Source organism: Micromonospora sp. NPDC005299 (assembly GCF_042872345.1).
Taxonomy (GTDB): Bacteria; Actinomycetota; Actinomycetes; order Mycobacteriales; family Micromonosporaceae; genus Micromonospora.
The window spans coordinates 74,762-93,078 of sequence record NZ_JBIAKG010000009.1; the positions used below are offsets into that span (position 1 = coordinate 74,762).

General features: G+C 74.5%; 10 protein-coding genes. 4 read left to right on the forward strand and 6 right to left on the reverse strand.

The window, feature by feature from the left end:
* Positions 1-105 precede the first annotated feature (105 nt).
* A complete protein-coding gene (locus ACFYPD_RS24115; protein WP_387117552.1) occupies positions 106-1,527 on the forward strand; it encodes an alkaline phosphatase PhoX in 1,422 nt (473 codons plus the stop codon).
* A gap of 50 nt (positions 1,528-1,577) precedes the next feature.
* Here ACFYPD_RS24115 and ACFYPD_RS24120 read toward each other — a convergent pair whose 3' ends face one another.
* A complete protein-coding gene (locus tag ACFYPD_RS24120) occupies positions 1,578-4,250 on the reverse strand; it encodes a hypothetical protein (RefSeq protein WP_387117555.1) in 2,673 nt (890 codons plus the stop codon).
* A gap of 91 nt (positions 4,251-4,341) precedes the next feature.
* Positions 4,342-4,935 (reverse strand): TetR/AcrR family transcriptional regulator, encoded by a 594-nt coding sequence (locus ACFYPD_RS24125; protein WP_387117558.1) that lies wholly within the window; start codon positions 4,933-4,935, stop codon positions 4,342-4,344.
* 274 nt (positions 4,936-5,209) lie between these two features.
* Between ACFYPD_RS24125 and ACFYPD_RS24130 the strand changes: the two genes are divergently transcribed.
* A complete protein-coding gene (locus tag ACFYPD_RS24130) occupies positions 5,210-6,670 on the forward strand; it encodes an MFS transporter (RefSeq protein WP_387117561.1) in 1,461 nt (486 codons plus the stop codon).
* Between the two features lie 76 nt (positions 6,671-6,746).
* Here the strand turns inward: ACFYPD_RS24130 and ACFYPD_RS24135 are convergent, their stop codons facing one another.
* Positions 6,747-7,532 carry an SGNH/GDSL hydrolase family protein gene (locus ACFYPD_RS24135; protein ID WP_387117564.1) on the reverse strand — a complete coding sequence of 262 codons (786 nt, stop codon included), beginning with the start codon at positions 7,530-7,532 and terminating at the stop codon, positions 6,747-6,749.
* 202 nt (positions 7,533-7,734) lie between these two features.
* Between ACFYPD_RS24135 and ACFYPD_RS24140 the strand changes: the two genes are divergently transcribed.
* Positions 7,735-9,270: a M1 family metallopeptidase gene (locus ACFYPD_RS24140; RefSeq protein ID WP_387117567.1), complete on the forward strand. Its 1,536-nt coding sequence runs from the start codon at positions 7,735-7,737 to the stop codon at positions 9,268-9,270.
* A gap of 52 nt (positions 9,271-9,322) precedes the next feature.
* Here the strand turns inward: ACFYPD_RS24140 and ACFYPD_RS24145 are convergent, their stop codons facing one another.
* The 3 genes from ACFYPD_RS24145 to gltB all read right to left on the reverse strand — a co-directional run bounded on the left by ACFYPD_RS24145 (position 9,323) and on the right by gltB (position 17,269).
* Positions 9,323-10,882, reverse strand: a complete 1,560-nt coding sequence (locus tag ACFYPD_RS24145; protein ID WP_387117570.1) for an MFS transporter — start codon at positions 10,880-10,882, stop codon at positions 9,323-9,325.
* Positions 10,883-11,100: 218 nt separating this feature from the next.
* On the reverse strand, positions 11,101-12,609 hold the full coding sequence (locus ACFYPD_RS24150; RefSeq protein ID WP_387117573.1) for a glutamate synthase subunit beta: 1,509 nt from the start codon (positions 12,607-12,609) through the stop codon (positions 11,101-11,103).
* Positions 12,602-17,269 carry a glutamate synthase large subunit gene (gene gltB, locus ACFYPD_RS24155; protein WP_387117576.1) on the reverse strand — a complete coding sequence of 1,556 codons (4,668 nt, stop codon included), beginning with the start codon at positions 17,267-17,269 and terminating at the stop codon, positions 12,602-12,604. Before gltB ends, ACFYPD_RS24150 begins: the two co-directional genes overlap by 8 nt.
* Before the next feature lie 145 nt (positions 17,270-17,414).
* Here gltB and ACFYPD_RS24160 point away from each other — a divergent pair, with 145 nt between their 5' ends.
* A complete protein-coding gene (locus ACFYPD_RS24160; protein WP_387117578.1) occupies positions 17,415-18,260 on the forward strand; it encodes a GNAT family N-acetyltransferase in 846 nt (281 codons plus the stop codon).
* Positions 18,261-18,317: the final 57 nt, after the last annotated feature.

The window sequence follows — 18,317 nt, forward strand, 5'->3', positions numbered from 1 at the left end:
GTTGGTCCACTGTTCATCCCACGGTGGCGGTTCCCGCCGGACGCCGTTCCCCCGGCCCGACTTGCCTCTGTCCCAGAGCAACGCTGTGAACAGGAAGGCGACGACGTGACCTCCTCCCCCATCTCCCGCCGGGCCGTGCTGCACGGCGGCGCGGCCGCCGGCCTCGGCATCGTGGTGGCCGGCAGCCTGGACGCCATCGCCGGCCCGGCTGCGGCCCGGGCCGCGTGCCGCCCGGCGGTCGGCTACGGCGACCTCGTGCCGGACCCGGCCGGCCTGCTGGCCCTGCCCCCGGGCTTCTCGTACACCGTCGTCGCCCAAGCGGGCGGGACCCTGCTGGAGTCCGGGCAGGCCACCCCGAGCGACGCGGACGGCACCGGCTGCTTCCGCGGCCCGAACGGCTCGGTGCTGGTGAACAACCACGAGATCGGCGGCGACGAGCCCTACCCGGTGCCGGCGCTGCCCGGGCTGACCTACGACCCGGGCGCCCGGGGCGGCACCACCACCATCGAGGTGGACCGGCACGGCCGGCGGCTGCGCGAGTACGTCAGCGTGGCCGGCACCCACAACAACTGCGCCGGCGGCATCACCCCGTGGGGGACCTGGCTGACCTGCGAGGAGACCGAGCAGAGGGCCGGCGGGCAGTACCTGAAGGACCACGGGTACGTGTTCGAGGTGGACCCGCACGACCGGGCCGCCAACCAGAACCCGGTGGCGCTGAAGTTCCTCGGCCGCTACGCGCACGAGGCGGTCGCAGTGGACCCGTACACCCACGCCATCTACCTGACCGAGGACGCGGGCGGCCCCAACGGCCTCTACTTCCGTTGGACCCCGCCGGCCGGCTTCCGGGCCGGCAAGGGCGCGCTGCGCGCGCTCGCCCAGCGCCCGGACGGGGACACCGCCGGCCGCCTCCAGGCACTGAGCTGCTTCCGGGGCAGCCAGCATGTGGCCGACCTGTCGGAGGCCACCACGCCGGGCACCCGCTACAAGGTGCGGTGGGTGGATGTGCCGGACCGGGACGCCCGGACCGTCTCCGTGCGCAAGCAGTTCACCGACGCCGAGGTGACCCGCAGCCGCAAGCTCGAGGGCGCCTGGTGGGCCGACGGCGGCGCGTACTTCGTGGCCAGCTTCGCCCGGCACGACGACGGCAGCGTCAACGAGCACGACGGCCAGGTCTGGTTCTACGACCCGCGCACCGAGACGGTGACGCTGAAGACCATCTTCGGCGTGAACACCGACCCGGACGCGGACAACGGCAACTTCGACGGGCCGGACAACATCACCGTGTCCCCGTACGGCGGGGTGATCCTGGCCGAGGACGGCGAGGGCGTGTCGCACCTGGTCGGGGTGACCGAACAGGGCAAGGCGTACCCGCTGGCGCGCAACGAACTCAACGACAGCGAGTTCACCGGCCCGACGTTCAGCCCGGACGGGAAGATCCTGTTCGCCAACATCCAGTCCCCGGGCTACGTCTTCGCCATCACCGGCCCGTGGGGCCGGCCGAGCAACGCGGACCACGCCGCGTCCTGACCGGACGGTGACGGCCGGCGGCGCCCCGGGGGCCGCCGGCCGCCGCGGCGTCAGCCGGGGCGGCAGCCCGGGTCGGGGCCCTCGTCGGCCACCCCGCAGGCGAACACCTCGACCGGCGGGGCGGCCACGTCGGGCACCCGGGCCACGGTGAGCAGCGCCAGCCGCTTGGCGACCGGCTCGCCGGAGTCCGGGGCGTACCGGATCAGGCCGCCCACCCCCGGGTAGCCGCCAGCGGCGTTCTGCCGCAGCACCTCGGCGTGCACCCCCACCGGGTTGACCGCGCGGGGGTCCCAGCGCCGGCCGGTGTCGGCGTGCCGCAGCCGGGCGGCGAGGCTCTCCAGCGCGCGCACCATCATCATCGAGGCGTCGTAGGCGAGGCTGACCCGCTCGCCGACGGGCGCGTTGACGCCGTCGCGGCAGCGCGGCGGGTCGAGCAGGTCGTCCGCGCCGATCCAGGTGAGGAAGCTGCCCCGGGCGTCGTCGCGCCGGGCCTGCGCGGCCCGCAGCGCGGCACAGGTCGCCAGGGCGGCCTTCGACACGTACGTCACCGGCAGGTTGCCCGGTGCGCTGGCCCGCAGCCCCGGGTTGGCCATGTAGCGGTTCACCGAGTCGTCGGCGACCAGGTGGCGGGGCGGGTCGGCGCCGCACTCCTTGAGCGCCCGCAGGAACCCGTCGAACTCCGACCAGCGCCCGGCGAAGAAGAGCATCCCGCGGTAGCCGCACTCCTGGGTCATCCGCCGCCCGCTGCGCCACTCGTCGAGCCGGGTGAGCCGGCTGCCGAACCGTTCCCGCAGCCCGTCGACCAGGGTGGCGACGTAGAGGTCCTCGGCCAGTGAGCTGCCCTCGCCGGTGGTCCAGTAGACGTGCGCCTCACCCACCCGCAGCACCTGCCGGGCGTACGCCTCGACCATCCGGGCCTGCTCCCGGTTGGGCGCCGACATGGCCAGGTAGAGGCTGGAGTTGGCGTCCATCTTGTCGGCCGAGAGAGTGGGCGCGAGCACCGGCAGGCCGACCCGGTTGAGTTCCCGCAGCGCGGACGCCGTGCTGGTGCGGCTGTCCACCAGCCCGATCACGCCGAGGACCGTGGGGTCGTCCCGGGCCAGCCCCTCCAGCAGCCGGACCGCGTCGCCGGCGTGCCGCATCTGCCGGCCGGCGTTGGCCACCACGATGTGCAGCAGCGCCGCGTCGTCCGCCGCCGCCGACTCCTTGAGCAGCGCGTACTGGGCGGTCGCCATCCCCTCCAGTTCCTCGCGCTCGGAGACGTACGACTCCTCGTCCGCCCGGGTGCGGTTGCCGGTGAGGCTGCCCAGGTAGACCAGGGTCAGGTAGGGCCGGCGGTGGTCGCTGCGCCGCCACACCTCCTCGGCGGCCCGGTTCTGCGCGAAGATCCGCCGCTGCACCGCGCGGAGCCGGTCCTGCCCGGGCTCGCTGTTGAAGACCTGGCCGGCGGTGTCGCTGTAGCCGACGCACTCGCCGCCGACCAGCCGCACGCTCACCCGGTCGGTCGGCCACGGGCGGCAGTCCGGGGCCCACCGCCCGTTGGCCCACACGGCCGCCCCGGCCAGCAGCACCAGGACCACCGCGGCCGGCAGGAACCGCCGCGACCACCAGGGCGGTTCCGGCGCGACCAGCCCCGGCGGGGCCACGCCCACCGGGGCGCCGACGTCCTCGCCGTCGATCCGCAGCACCACGAGCCAGGCGCCGGCGCGGCGCAGCCGCCGGATCTCCGGCAGCGCCTCGGCCCACTCCTCGTACGCCTCCTCGGCCTGAACCACCGGCCGGGTCGCGGCCCGCTCCGGCGGCGGGCCGGCGGCGACCGCCACCACCAGCAGCGGGTCGTTGCGGCCGGTCTCGTTGCGCACCTCGTCGAGGAGCCGGACCAGGGTGTGCCCGACGTTGTCCGGGCTCACCCCGTCGAGCAGCAGCACCGGGTACGCGGTGCGCCGCCAGTCACCCGGCCGCCAGAACCGCCGCCGGTACGCCTGCCGCAGGTCCTCCAGGAAGGCGTGCAGCAGCAACTTCTCCACCTGGGCCGGGTGCTCGCCGTCGCGCCAGCCGGCGGTGAGCCGCTCGGCGAAGCCGAGGAACGTCACGGACTGCCGGGGCGCGAGGTACTGCTGCCGCATGAACCAGCGGTACTGCCGCCCGAACACCGGTACCCGGCCGGAGACGGCGATCCGGAAGAGCACGCTCGGCATCGCCCGGCGCAGCAGCCAGAGCAGCACCTGGAGCGCGGTGCCGACGGCCGACCCGCCGCTTACCTGGGGATCGTCGCCGGCCCGCCGGCCCCGCCAGTCGCGCAGCCGGTGGACCAGTGCGGCCCGGCCGCTGTCCGCGGCGTCCACACCGACGGCCAGGGTCTGGTGCATCAGCCAGTCGGCCAGCGGGTAGTGCCGGAACCGCAGCCGGGCCGCCCCGAACGCCTCCACGGAGAGCTGCCGGTGCAGCTCGCGCAGCACTCCCGCGACGTCGTCGGGCCCCGGTCGGGCGGCCAGGTCCAAGACGGCGTGCGGCACTCGGCGCCGGTTGCCCTGGCCGACGAAGCGGCGCAGAAGAGCTCCCACGACGCCGTCCCCCGCCGGGCGGACCAGCCAGAGCAGGGGCAGCCGGCGGTCGCCGCGGCGGGGTCGCCGGAGCAGCCGCGCCAGCAGGGAGAGCAGTTCGAGGCCGCCCGCCGGGAGCTTCTCCCGGGCGGGCCGGGGCCGGGTCGCCGGTTCGCGCATTCGTCACCTCCGGGCCACGACGGGTGTCGCACCATTGTCGACACCCGGCGCAACGCCGGGGGACCCGTGCGTCCCTCGTGGACCGTCGGCGTCAGCGGGGCGCGGCCGGGTGGCGCAGGCCGTCCAGGGCGATGGCGAGCACGCGGTCGCGCTGGGCCGGCTCGGGGAACTGGTACGCCATGATCCCGCTGACCAGCCGCACGACGTCGTCGAAGGTGGCGTCCGGCCGGGCCACTCCGGCCTCCTGGGCGCGGCGCAGCAACGGTTCGCCGGCGGCGTAGATCTCGGTGCGGCAGCTGCGGAACACCTCGGAGTCGTGCACCAGTTCCTCGGCGAGGGCCCGCTTGGTGCCGACGTAGGCGACGAACCGGTGCAGCCAGGCGACCAGGGCGTCCCACGGGGGTCGGTCCGCCAGGTCGGCGGCGGAGGCGCTGAGCGCGCGCACCTCCTCGACGTAGACCGCCTCGAACAGGTCGAGTCGCTTCGGGAAGTTCCGGTAGAGCGTGCCGATGCCCACTCCGGCCCGCCGGGCGATCTCCTCGAGGGACGCGCCGGCGCCGCACTCGCCGAAGACCTCCTGGGCGGCGGCGATCAGCGCCTCGTAGTTCCGCCGGGCATCGGCCCGCTTCGGGCGCCGGGCGAAGACCTCACCCAGCTGGTCCGCGCTGGCCATGACGGGCGTCACCCCTCTCCCCTTGCAAGCGGAGGCACCCCTCCGCTACGTTAGTGGAGGCACCCCTCCGGAACTGACCGGAGCCTTGCCTCCGGATAGCTTACTCCGGCTTCCCCCGCCGATCCCACCCGCCGCGATCGGCGAACCAGACATCGGACCCGGGAGGTCCCACCATGCCCGCAACCCGCTGAGACACACCCACGCTCGGGGCCGCCACCGTCGCCCGATCCGCGCGAGCGGCCCTGCGACACCCTCTTCCTCGTCACGCGAACGGGAGCCATTTTCCGTGATCGACACCGTCCGGCGCGACTCGCGCCGGTTGACCTTCCTCGTCCTCGCCGCCGGCGCCGGCTTCTTCGCGATGCTCCAGTCGCTGATCACCCCGGTGCTGCCCACCATCCAGCACGACCTGCACACCTCGCAGAACACCGTGACCTGGGTGCTGACCGCCTACCTGCTGTCCGCGTCGATCTTCACCCCGGTCCTCGGCCGGGTCGGCGACATGGTCGGCAAGGAGCGGACCCTGGTCGTCTCCCTCGCCGCGCTCGCGCTCGGCTGCCTGCTGGCGGCCGTCGCCCCCACCATCGGCATGCTCATCCTCGCCCGGGTCGTCCAGGGCATCGGTGGCGCGGTCTTCCCGCTCTCCTTCGGGATCATCCGCGACGAGTTCCCCGCCGCCCGGGTCAGCTCGGCCGTCGCGGCGATCTCGGCGATCGTCGCCGCCGGCGGCGGCCTCGGCGTCGTGCTGGCCGGGCCGATCGTCGCCACCCTGGGCTACCGCTGGCTGTTCTGGATCCCGATGGTCGTCGTCGGCCTCACCGCGCTCGCGGCGCACCGGTTCGTCCCCGAGTCGCCGGTGCGCACCCCCGGCCGGGTCAGCTGGCCGGGCACCCTGCTCCTCTCCGGGTGGCTGGTGGCGCTGCTGCTGCCGGTGAGCAAGGGCGCCGCCTGGGGCTGGACGTCCGGCCGGGTGATCGGCCTGCTGGCGCTCGCCGTCGTGCTCCTGGTCGGCTGGCTGGTGGCCGAGACCCGCTCGGCGAACCCGCTCATCGACATGCGGATGATGCGCCTGCCCGCGGTCTGGACGACCAACCTGGTCGCCCTGCTCTACGGCGCCTCGATGTTCGCCGTCTACGCCTTCCTGCCGCAGTTCGTGCAGATCCCCACCAGCGCCGGGTACGGCTTCGGCGCGAGCATCACCCAGGCCGGGCTGCTCATGCTGCCGATGCTGGTCGGCATGTTCGTGGCCGGCCTCGTCGCCGGCCGGCTGGCGGCCCGGTTCAGCGCCAAGGCGCAGCTGGCCACGGGCGCCGTGTTCAACGTGCTCGCCGCGGCGATGCTGACCGTCGCGCACGACACCCGCTGGGAGATCGGCGTGGCCGGCGGCCTGGTGGGGCTCGGCATCGGGCTGGCCTTCGCCTCGATGGCCAACCTGATCGTGGCCAGCGTGCCGGCCCGCCAGACCGGCGTGGCGACCGGCATGAACGCCAACATCCGCACCATCGGCGGCGCGATCGGCGCCGCGGTGGCCAGCAGCGTGATCACCGCCCACCCGCAGGCGAGCGGGCTGCCCCGGGAGGCCGGGTTCACGATGGGCTTCCTGCTGCTGACCGGCATCTCGCTGGCCGCCGCGCTGGCCGCCCTGGCGGTCCCCTCCGGCCGCCGGGCGGCGCGGGGACGGCACGGCCAGCCGTCGGTGCGGAGCACCGAGCCGGAGCTGACCGGCGAGCTGGTGCCGGCGCGCTGACCGGGCCGGACACCTCCCTCACAACGGCGGGCGGCCGGCGGTCCATCCCGGACCGCCGGCCGCCCGCCGCGTCGGATCAGCCGATCGCGGCGGTCAGCGCGGCCAGGTAACCGCGGCGGTAGCCGTCGGCGTCCGGGTGGTACGCCTCGATGAGCCCGCTCACATCGTTGATCCACGGGTCGGTCGCGCAGACGCCGTGACCGGCGAAGAACGGCCGGGCGTCGACGAAGGTCGCCCCGGCCGCCCGGGCCCGGTCGGCGATCACCGTGGCGAGCAGGTCGGCGGCGTTGTTGAGGATGGTCCGCTTGTAGGTGCTCATGGCCAGCAGGCCGCAGTAGCCGGTCTCGAACAGCCGCGGGTAGCCGAGCACCACGAGCCGGGCGTTGGGCGCCCGGTTCCGGATGGCGGCGTACGTGTTGTCGAGCCGGCCGGGCAGGGTGGCGGTGGCGAAGGCACGGCTGTCGTTGACGGCGTTCTCGCAGCTCGACGTGCTGCCGAAGCGGCAGCTGGTGATGACGTCGGCGAAGCCGGCGTCGTTGCCCCCGATGGTCACGGTGACCAGGGTGGTGCCGGTGCTCAGCGAGTTCACCTGGCTGCCGATGACGTCGGCGGTGACCGCGCCGCCGCAGGCCGGGAACCGGAAGCTGGTGACCGCGTGCGCGGCGGCCCAGAGCGGGGCGTACGACTTCTGGCTGCGCAGGCAGGTGGAGAGGTCGTACGGGCCGGCCCCGACGCCGGAGGAGTAGGAGTCGCCGAGGGCGACGTAGTTGACGGTGGCCGCCCGGGCGACGCCGGGGACGAGCACGGCGCCGAGGAAGGCCGCGAGCAGCGCGGCCAGGGCGGTGCGGACGCGACGGGACATGACAGGACCTCCACGGGACAGGGGTGGTGGAGCCCGTTGACCGCGCGCGTGGCCAGGGGGGTCGGTGCTTGTTACTAGTCGGTAATGGTATCGAAACATTGCCACAAATTGAATAGCGCCCGCTCGCCTTCCGGGGCAGACGTGTTCATCACCGTCGATTAGGTTTGGCGGTGCGTACACCCCGATGGAGGGAGCCCACCTCGTGCGACGCGTTCTCACGGCGGCCATCGCCGCCCTGACCGTCACCACCGCCGGCACCGTCGTGACCGGCGCCCCCGGCCAGGCCGCCCTACCGGGCTGGGGCCGGCCGAAGCCCGCGGCGGCCACCCCGACCCCGGGCAGCCCCGGGCTGGGCGACAGCTACTTCCCCGACTACGGCAACGGCGGCTACGACGTCGGCCACTACGACATCCGGCTGCGCTACGAACCGGCCACCGACCGGCTCAGCGGCACCACGACGATCCTCGCCACCGCCACCCAGGACCTGTCCCGGTTCAACCTCGACTTCGTCCTCGGCGTCGAGTCGGTCCGGGTCAACGGCTGGTCCGCCGGCTTCGCCCGGCAGGGCGCGCACGAGCTGGTGGTCACCGCGCCCCGGCCGATCCTCAAGGGACAGCAGCTCACCGTCGTGGTGAAATACGCCGGCATCCCGTCGGAGACGCTGGTCCAGGGCTACACGGGCTGGACCCGGGTCGCCGACGGCGCCCTCGCCGTCAACGAGCCCGAGTCGGCCTGGTGGTGGTTCCCGAGCAACGACCACCCGAAGGACAAGGCCACCTGGGACATCTCCGTCTCGGTGCCGACCGGCCTCGAGGTGGTCAGCAACGGCGTGCAGCCGCGCGCCCCGCTGCCCGAGGCCGGCAACCGCACCCGGTGGAGCTGGCGCAGCGTGAAACCGGGCGCCACCTACCAGGCGTTCCTGGCCATCGGGCAGTACGAGATCGTCACCGACACCGCGCCGAACGGGCAGCCGGTGTCGAACGCGTACAGCACCACGCTGGGCGATCTCGGGCCGGCCGCCCGGGCCAGCATCGAACGCACCGCCGAGATCATCGACTGGGAGAGCGGCGTGTTCGGGCCGTACCCGTTCGAGGCGCAGGGCGGCGTCGCCGGTCCGGTCGACGGCATCGGCTTCGCGCTGGAGACGCAGAGCCGCCCCGTCTACGGCCCCGGCTTCTGGCGGCGCGGCGCCAACACGTCCGTGGTGGTGCACGAGAACGCCCACCAGTGGTTCGGCGACTCGGTCTCGGTCGCCGACTGGCGCAACATCTGGCTGAACGAGGGCTTCGCCTCGTACGCCGAGTGGCTCTGGTCGGAGGAGCAGGGCGAGGGCACCGCCCAGGAGCTGTTCGACTTCACCTACGCCAGCTACCCGGCCGACTCGGAGTTCTGGCAGGTCCTCCCCGGTGACCCGGGGGCCGGCGACATCTTCGACGACGCGGTCTACGACCGGGGCGCCATGGCACTGCACCAGCTCCGGCTGGCCGTCGGCGACGAGGCGTTCTTCCGGATCCTGCCGGCCTGGACCGCCGAGCACCGCTACGGCAACGGCACCATCGCCCAGTTCCAGGCGCTCGCCGAGCGGATCTCCGGCCAGGACCTCGACGCGGTCTTCACGACCTGGCTGTTCACCGCCGGGCGCCCCGAGCCGGCCGCCGCCGCACGCGGGGCGCTCGCCCCGGCGCAGCCGAAGTCGTGGACGAAGATCCGGGAGGCCCACCGGCTGCTGAAGCACTGACCGGCGCCGGCCGGGGCCCGCTCGGATGATGCGGGAGCGGGCCCGGCCGGGGTCAGGCGGCGGGGCAGCCGTCGCGGTGCGCGAACGGCGACCGCAGATCGGTCGAGCGGGAGCGGCGCCGGCCCCGGTGGGGCGCGCAGGCGGCGCAGTCCTGCGCCGCGTGGGCGGCACGGCTGGACCGGAGCCGGCCTGCGCCGGGACGCGCGCCGGCCCCGGTGGCGGGAAGCGCCACCGGGGAGGCGCCGGCCAGCACCGTCGGCCGGGGCAGCGCCGCGGCGTGAACGGCGCCAAGCCCCGCACCGGCCGGGCGGACGACCCGGGCGGCGGTGGCGGCGACCCGGCGGACCGGGCGGGCGGCGGGCGCGGCCAGCACCCGGGTGAGCCGGTGCCCCAGCCGGCGCTCGCGGAGCCGGTCCAGGGCCACGCCGGCGGCCGCGGTGGCGACGGCGGTGACCGTGCCGGCCAGCACCAGGGTCTGCCGGGGGCCGGCGTGCTCGGCGAGCCAGCCGAGCAGCGGCGCGCCCACCGCCGCGGAGACCGAACCGGTGACGGCCAGGGCGGCCAGCACCCGGCCGCGCATGGCGTAGTCGGTGTCGAGCTGGGCCCGGGCGCCGACCGTGGTGTCGATGACCACCGCCGCGGCCGCCACCGGCAGGATCACCGCGGCGAAGCTCAGCGTGCCCGGGGCCAGGCCGGCGACGATCTGCAGCGCGCTGGCGAGCAGGCCGGCCCCGACCAGCACCCCGTACCGGAGGTCCGCGCGGCGCGCCGCGAACAGGGCGCCGAGCACCGTGCCGACGGCGAAGACGGTGGAGAGGAGGCCGTAGCCGGACACGCCGCCGTGCAGCGGCCCGTCGCTCATCGCGGCCATGGTGACCTGGTAGTTGCGGCCCAGGCTGCCGAGCACGAAGGAGAGCGCCAAGGCCACCAGCACCACCGGCTGGCCTCTCAGGTAGCGGAAGCCGGCCCGGATGCCGCCGTCGGCCGGGGCCGCGTCGGCCGCCGCCGGCTCGCCGGCGTGCCGGTCCCCCTCGCGTACGGCGAACAGCGCCACGACGACCGCGACGAAGCTGACGGAGTTCGCGGCGAAGAGCAGCGCGGGGCCGACCGCGGCGACCACGACGGCGCCGAGGCTCATGCCGAGGATCCGTCCGGCGGAGTTGGTGAGCGAGCCGAGCGCCAGGGCGTTGCCGAGGCTCTCCCGGTCCACCAGGGTGGAGGCCCAGCGGCCCATCACCGGCCCCTCGATCGCCGAGACCGCGCCGGTGGCCAGCGAGATCGCAAAGATCGCCGGGAGACCGCCGACGCCGGTGACGGCCGCCACGGCCAGCCCGGCGGCGAGCAGCGCGTGGGCGGCCTGTGCGCCGATCAGCAGCGGCTTCGCGGGCAGCCGGTCGGCCAGCGCGCCGCCCCAGACGCTCAGCACCAGGGTGGGCAGCGCCTGGAGCAGGACGGTGAACCCCATCGAGGTGGCCGACCCGGTTTCGGCCAGCACGTACCAGTTGACGCCGAGGACCTGCATCCAGGTCCCGATGACCGACACGAACCCGGCCGCGGCCCAGATCCGGTAGTTGCGGTGGCGCAGCGCGGCGAACGTGGCGCCGAGGGCCATGAGTGTTTTCCCCGTCCAGACGGTGACACGACGAAGCCGGACCCCCCGCGGGTCCGGCCAGCCGACAAGTCTGGCCGCGGTCAAACCTCCCGACGACAGTTGGTGAGAGGGTTCACCAGCCGGGTCGGGCGGTCGGGGCGCGGCGGGCACGAACCGGACCCGGACGGCACGACACCCCCGGTCCGCCCGGGGACCGGGGGTGTCGGTGACGCGTCGCGTCAGCGAGCGGCGAGCGGCTGCCGGGCCGGGTCGACCGGCGCGGGCAGCGTCCCGGCCCCGCCCAGGTACGCGTGGATGGCCGCGGCGGCGGCCCGGCCCTCGGCGATCGCCCAGACGATCAGCGAGGCGCCCCGGTGCATGTCCCCCGCCACGAACACGCCGTCGGCGTCGGTCTGCCAGTCGGGGCGGGCGTCGACCGCGCCCCGGCCGTTGCGGGTCACCCCGAGCTGGCTCAGTAGCGGCTGCTCCTCGGTGCCCTCGAAACCGATGGCGAGCAGCACCAGGTCGGCCGGGATCTCCCGCTCCGAGCCGGGCAGCGCCGTGACGATCCGCCGGCCGTCCACCTTCTCGACGGTCACCTCGGCGATCCGGACCGCCCGGACCTGGCCGGTGCCGTCGTCGACGAACTCCTGCACCGCCACGGCGAAGACCCGCGCGCCGCCCTCCTCGTGCGCCGGGTAGCTGCGCAGCACCCACGGCCAGGTGGGCCACGGGTCGCGGGCGGCGTCCCGGTCGGCCGGGGGCTCCGGGTAGAGGTCGAGCTGGTGCACGCCGGCCGCGCCTTGCCGGTGGGCCACGCCCAGGCAGTCGGCGGCGGTGTCGCCACCACCGATGATCACCACGTGCTTGCCGGCCGCGTCGATCGGCGTGCCGTCCGGGAGCGTGGCCAGGGCCGGCCTGCCCTCCCCCGCCGCGGCGACGACGCGGTTGGCGGCCACCAGGTGCGTCATGGCCTGGTGTACGCCGCGCAGCGCCCGCCCCGGCGTCTCCGGGGTGTCCCGGCCCTGGAGCGCCCCGCAGGCGAGCAGCACGGCGTCGTGCTCGGCGCGCAGGTGTACGGCCGTGACGTCGACGCCGACGTCCACCCCGGTGCGGAAGCGCACCCCCTCGGCGGCGAGCTGGGCCAGCCGCCGGTCGATGTGCCGCTTCTCCAGCTTGAAGTCGGGAATGCCGTAGCGGAGCAGGCCCCCGAGCGCGTCGTCCCGCTCGTACACGGTGACGGCGTGGCCGGCGCGGGCGAGCTGCTGCGCGGCGGCGAGCCCGGCGGGGCCGGAACCCACCACGGCGACCGACTTCCCGGTCGGGGCCGGCACCGGCTGCGGACGCAGCCCGCCCCGGGCCACCGCGGCGTCGGCGATCTCCACCTCGACCTGCTTGATGGTGACCGGCTGCTGGCCGCCCAGGCCGAGCACGCAGGCCGCCTCGCAGGGCGCCGGGCAGAGCCGGCCGGTGAACTCGGGGAAGTTGTTGGTGGCGTGCAGCGACTCCACCGCGGCGTCCCAGCCGCCGGTGCGGACCAGGTCGTTCCAGTCCGGGATGCGGTTGCCGAGCGGGCAGCCGTCGTGGCAGAACGGGATGCCGCAGTCCATGCACCGGGTGGCCTGCTCGCGGATCAGCTCCTCGCCGGCCGGCGGGTAGACCTCCCGCCAGTCCATGATCCGCACCGGGACCGGGCGGCGGGCGGGCAGCCGCCGGTCGTAGCGCAGGAAACCGTTCGGGTCAGGCACGAGCCACCTCCTGGGCGACCGCCCGGGGCGCGGGCGGCACCAACGCGGCGGACGGCGCAGAGAGTGCGCTCATCACCGCGTCGTCGACGTCGTGGCCGGCGGCTTCGGCGGCCCGCATGATCTCCAGCACCCGGCGGTAGTCCCGGGGCACCACGGCGGTGAACTCCTCCACCGCCTCCGGCCAGCGCTTGAGCAGCTCCTCGGCGACCGCCGAGTCGGTCTCGGCGAAGTGCCGCTGGACCAGCTCATGCAGTCGCTCCCGCTCCTGGACGCCCAGCGGCGACAGGTCGACCAGCTCGGCGTTGACCAGTCGCCGGTCCAGGCGGTGCACGAACGCCGTGCCGCCGGACATGCCGGCGGCGAAGTTGCGCCCGGTCGGCCCGAGCACCACCACCGTGCCGCCGGTCATGTACTCGCAGCCGTGGTCGCCGACGCCCTCGACGACGGCCACCGCGCCGGAGTTGCGCACCGCGAACCGCTCGCCGACCCGGCCGCGCAGGAAGACCTCGCCGCCGGTGGCGCCGTACAGGATGGTGTTGCCGGCGATGATCTGGTCCTCGGCGCGCCCGCCGGGGTCGGCGTCCACGCCGGCGAACGGCGCGGCGGCGTCCGGGCGGACGACGAGCCGGCCGCCGGAGAGGCCCTTGCCGACGTAGTCGTTGGCGTCGCCGTGCAGGCGCAGGGTGACGCCGCGCGGCAGGAACGCGCCGAACGACTGACCGGCGGTGCCGTGCAGCAGGAACTCGACGGTGTCGTCGGGCAGCCCCGCGCCGCCGAAGCGGCGGGTCACCTCGCCGCCGAGCATCGCGCCCACGCTGCGGTGCTCGTTGCGCACGGCCACCTCGACCCGGACCAGGGTGCCGTCGCGCAGGGCCGGCTCGGCCAGGGCGATGAGCTGGTTGTCCAGCGCCAGCTCCAGGCCGTGGTCCTGGGCCCGGATCCCGCGCCGGGCCGCGCCCTCGGGCAGCTCGGGCAGGTGCAGCACCCGGCTGAGGTCGAGCCCGTGGCCCTTCCAGTGGTCGACCGCGCCGGTGACGTCGAGCAGCTCGGTGTGCCCGATCGCCTCGGAGATGCTGCGGAAGCCCAGCTCGGCCAGGTAGCCGCGGACCTCCTCGGCGAGGAAGAGGAAGAAGTTCTCCACGAACTCCGGCCTGCCGGTGAAGCGCTCGCGCAGCACCGGGTTCTGGGTGGCGATGCCGACCGGGCAGGTGTCCAGGTGACAGACCCGCATCATCACGCAGCCCTCGACGATCAGCGGGGCGGTGGCGAAGCCGAACTCCTCGGCGCCCAGCAGCGCCGCGACCAGCACGTCCCGGCCGGTCTTGAGCTGGCCGTCGACCTGCACGGTGACCCGGTCGCGGAGCTTGTTGAGCAGCAGCGTCTGCTGCGCCTCGGCCAGGCCCAGCTCCCAAGGGGTGCCGGCGTGCTTGAGCGAGTTGAGCGGGGAGGCGCCGGTGCCGCCGTCGTGCCCGGAGATCAGGATGACGTCGGCCTTGAGCTTCGCCACGCCGGCCGCCACGGTGCCCACCCCGACCTCGCTGACCAGCTTCACGTGCACCCGGGCGGCCGGGTTGACGCACTTCAGGTCGTGGACGAGCTGGGCCAGGTCCTCGATGGAGTAGATGTCGTGGTGCGGCGGCGGGGAGATCAGGCCGACGCCCGGCGTGGCGTGCCGGGTACGCGCGATCCACGGCCAGACCTTGTTGCCGGGCAGCTGGCCACCCTCGCCGGGCTTCGCGCCCTGGGCCATCTTGATCTGCAGATCGTCGGCGTTGACGAGGTATTCGCTCGTGACGCCGAACCGGCCGCTGGCGATCTGCTTGACCGCCGAGCGGCGCCGCGGGTCGTGCAGCCGCTCGACGTCCTCGCCGCCCTCACCCGTGTTCGACTTGCCGCCGAGGCGGTTCATGGCCACGGCCAGAGTCTCGTGCGCCTCCGCCGAGATCGACCCGTACGACATGGCGCCGGTCGCGAACCGCTTGACGATCTCGCTCGCCGGCTCGACCTCGTCCAGCGGCACGGGCGGGCGCACCCCGGTGCGCAGGGTGAACAGCCCGCGCAGCGAGCCGCCCTGCGCGGCCAGCTCGTCGACCTTCGCGGTGTACTGCCGGAAGACGTCGTACTGGCGGCTGCGGGTGGCGTGCTGGAGCAGGAAGACCGTCTCCGGGTTGAACAGGTGCAGCTCGCCCTCGCGGCGCCACTGGTACTCGCCGCCGACGTCCAGCCGGTCGCTCGCCCGGGCGCCCGCGGGCGGCCAGGCCAGCGCGTGCCGGGCGGCCACCTCGGCGTGGATCTCGGCGAGCCCGATGCCGCTGATCGTGCTCGGGGTGCCCCGGAAGTAGCGCTGCACCAGCTTGGTGTCCAGGCCGACCGCCTCGAAGACCTGCGCGCCGCAGTACGACGAGACCGTCGAGATGCCCATCTTGGACATGATCTTCAGGACGCCCTTGCCGAGCGCCTTGACGTAGTTGCGGATGGCCGTGCCCGGTGCCGTGCCGACCAGCGCGCCCGTGGAGATCATGTCCTCGACCGACTCGAAGGCCAGGTACGGGTTGACCGCCGCCGCGCCGTAGCCGATCAGCACGGCGGCGTGGTGCACCTCGCGGCAGTCGCCCGACTCGACGATGAGCGCCACCTGGGTGCGGGTCTGCTCCCGCACGAGGTGCTGGTGCACCGCGGCGGTGAGCAGCAGCGACGGGATCGGGGCCAGGTCGGCGTTGGAGTCCCGGTCGGAGAGCACCAGGATGCGCACGCCGTCCTCGATGGCCTCGGAGACGTGCCGGCAGATCTCGGTGAGCCGGGCCTTGATGCCGGCGCCGCCGTCGCGGACCCGGTAGAGCCCGGAGACCCGGACCGCCTTGAAGCCGGGCAGGTCCCCGTCCTCGTCGATGGAGAGGATCTTGGCCAGCTCGTCGTTGTCGATCACCGGGTACGGCAGCACGATCTGCCGGCAGCTCGCCGGGCCCGGGTCGAGCAGGTTGCCCTCCGGGCCGATGGTGGACGCCAGGCTGGTCACCAGCTCCTCGCGGATGGCGTCCAGCGGCGGGTTGGTGACCTGCGCGAAGAGCTGGTGGAAGTAGTCGTAGAGCAGCCGCGGCCGGGCGGACAGCGGGGCGATCGGGGTGTCCGTGCCCATCGAGCCGATCGGCTCCGCGCCGCTGCGGGCCATCGGGGCGAGCAGGATCTTCAACTCCTCCTCGGTGTAGCCGAAGGTCTGCTGCCGGCGGCGTACCGAGTCGTGGGTGTAGACGATGTGCTCGCGCGGGGGCAGCTCGTCCAGCTCGATGAGGCCGGCGTGCAACCACTCCCCGTACGGCCGGGCGGCGGCCAGCTCGGTCTTGATCTCGTCGTCCTGCACGATCCGGCCGTTGACCGTGTCGACCAGGAACATCCGACCGGGCTGGAGCCGGCCCTTGGCGACCACGGTGGCCGGATCGAGGTCGAGCACGCCCGCCTCGCTGCCCAGCACCACCAGGCCGTCGGCCGTCCGCCACCAGCGGCCCGGGCGCAGCCCGTTGCGGTCCAGCACCGCGCCGACGATCTCGCCGTCGGTGAAGGCCACCGAGGCCGGGCCGTCCCACGGCTCCATGAGGCTGGCGTGGAACCGGTAGAAGGCGGCCTTGTCGGCGCGCATGTCCGGGTCGTTCTCCCAGGCCTCCGGGATCATCATGAGCACCGCGTGCGGCAGGCTCCGCCCGGCCAGGTGCAGCAGCTCGAGGACCTCATCGAAGTTGGCCGAGTCGGAGGCCGCCGGGGTGCAGACCGGGAAGACCCGGCGGATGTTGCCGGGCAGGTGCGGGCTGCGCAGCAGCGCCTCGCGCGCCTGCATCCAGTTCCGGTTGCCGCGGATCGTGTTGATCTCGCCGTTGTGCGCGATGAACCGGTACGGGTGGGCCAGCGGCCACGACGGGAAGGTGTTGGTGGAGAACCGCGAGTGCACCAGCGCGATCGCGCTGACCACCCGCTCGTCGGTCAGGTCCGGGTAGAACGCCGGGAGCTGGTCCGGGGTGAGCATCCCCTTCCACACCATGGTCCGCCCGGACAGCGACGGGAAGTAGGCCGGCACGCCCCGCTCGGCGGTCTCCCGCTCGACCTGCTTGCGCAGGCAGAACGCCACCCGGTCCAGGTCGAGCCCGGTCAGCGGGGAGCCGGCCGGGCCGGCGGGCGCGTCGGTGAGCCGGTGCGCGGCCAGGAAGAGCTGCCGGACCCGGGGCATCGCCGCGAGGGCGGTCTCGCCGAGGCCGGCCGTATCGGTGGGCACGTCCCGCCAGCCGAGGATGTCGGCCCCCTCGACCAGCGCGTACTTCTCCACCACCCGACGGGCCCGGGCCTCGGCCGCGTCGTCGTCGGGCAGGAAGACGAGGCCGGTGGCGTACTGGCCGGCGGGCGGCAGCGGGAAGTCGACGACCGTACGCAGGAACGCGTCCGGCACCTGGATCATGATGCCCGCGCCGTCACCGGTGTTGTGCTCCGCGCCCCGGGCGCCCCGGTGGTCCAGCCGGCAGAGCGCCCCGAGGCCGTTCGCGACGACCTCGTGCGAGCGGCGCCCGTGCAGGTCGGCCACGAAGGCCACGCCGCAGGCGTCGTGCTCGTGCGCGGGGTCGTAGAGCCCCGTGGTCTGCGGGGCCGGCTGGGGGCTGAGAGGGTACGGAAAGGCCACCGGGCCTCCTGTCGTCACTCAGGTTGAACATGGTGGGGACGACGTCGGCCCTCGGGGGTTTTATTGAGTCTACGTTAGGGCGTCCGGCGCAAGGCCAGTTCAGATTGATCACACTTCCAGCATCTGGGACATGTAGTCTCGCGCGGTGGATGTCGTACGCGCTGACGTGCTCGACCGGTTGGAGCGTTTCTACGACGCGGTGCCCCGGGACGGGGCCCGGACGGAGGAACACGGCGCCCTCGTGCTGTTCGTCCGGGACGGGGCCGGTTGGCCGTTCTACGCCCGCCCCCGGCCGGGCGCCACCGAGCCGCCCGCACTCGCCGACGTGACCGCCGTCCGGGCCCGGCAGCGGGCACTGGGCCTGCCGGAGGCGTTCGAGTGGGTGCACGAGGTCACCCCGGACCTGCTGGCGGTGGCCCGCTCGGCGGGGCTGAGCGTGCTGGAGGCGCCGCTCATGGTGCTGGAGCCCGACCGCCTGCCCGACCCGGCGACGCTCAGCGACGTACCGGTGCGGGTGCTCGACCCCGGCGACCCCGGCTTCGCGGCGGACGTGGCGCTGCGCCGGGCGGTCGCCGCGGTGGGCTTCTCGCACCGCGGCACCGCGCGCGGCGAGGCCGGCCCGGCCGAGCGGGACGCCGCGGTCTCCCGGCTCGACGTGGCCGCGCTGGAGGAGGAGGCGGCCCGCATCGCCGACGGCCGGCGCATCTCGGTGCTCGCCGGGACCCCCGACGAGGGGGCGCTGGCCAGCGGGATGGCCATGCGGGTCGACGACGTGGCGGAGATCGCCGGGGTGGCCACCCTGCCGGCCGCCCGCCGGCGCGGCCTGGGCGCGGCGGTGACCGCCACCCTCGCCCACCGGCTGCGCGCCGCCGGCACCGACCTGGTCTTGCTCTCCGCCGGCAGCGAGGAGATCGCCCGGGTCTACCTTCGGGTCGGCTTCCGTCGCGTCGGCACCGCCTGCATCGCCGAACCGACCGCCGTGATCGGCTGACTGCCGCTCGTCGTGCGACCGGTCCGGTCCGGGGCGGGCCGGGCCGCACCCGGGGCG

Excerpts from the sequence above, each read along its gene's own strand:
- ACFYPD_RS24120 (WP_387117555.1), bottom strand. The coding sequence starts at position 4,250 with ATGCGCGAACCGGCGACCCGGCCCCGGCCCGCCCGGGAGAAGCTCCCG.
- ACFYPD_RS24135 (WP_387117564.1), bottom strand. The coding sequence starts at position 7,532 with ATGTCCCGTCGCGTCCGCACCGCCCTGGCCGCGCTGCTCGCGGCCTTC.
- ACFYPD_RS24145 (WP_387117570.1), bottom strand. The coding sequence starts at position 10,882 with ATGGCCCTCGGCGCCACGTTCGCCGCGCTGCGCCACCGCAACTACCGG.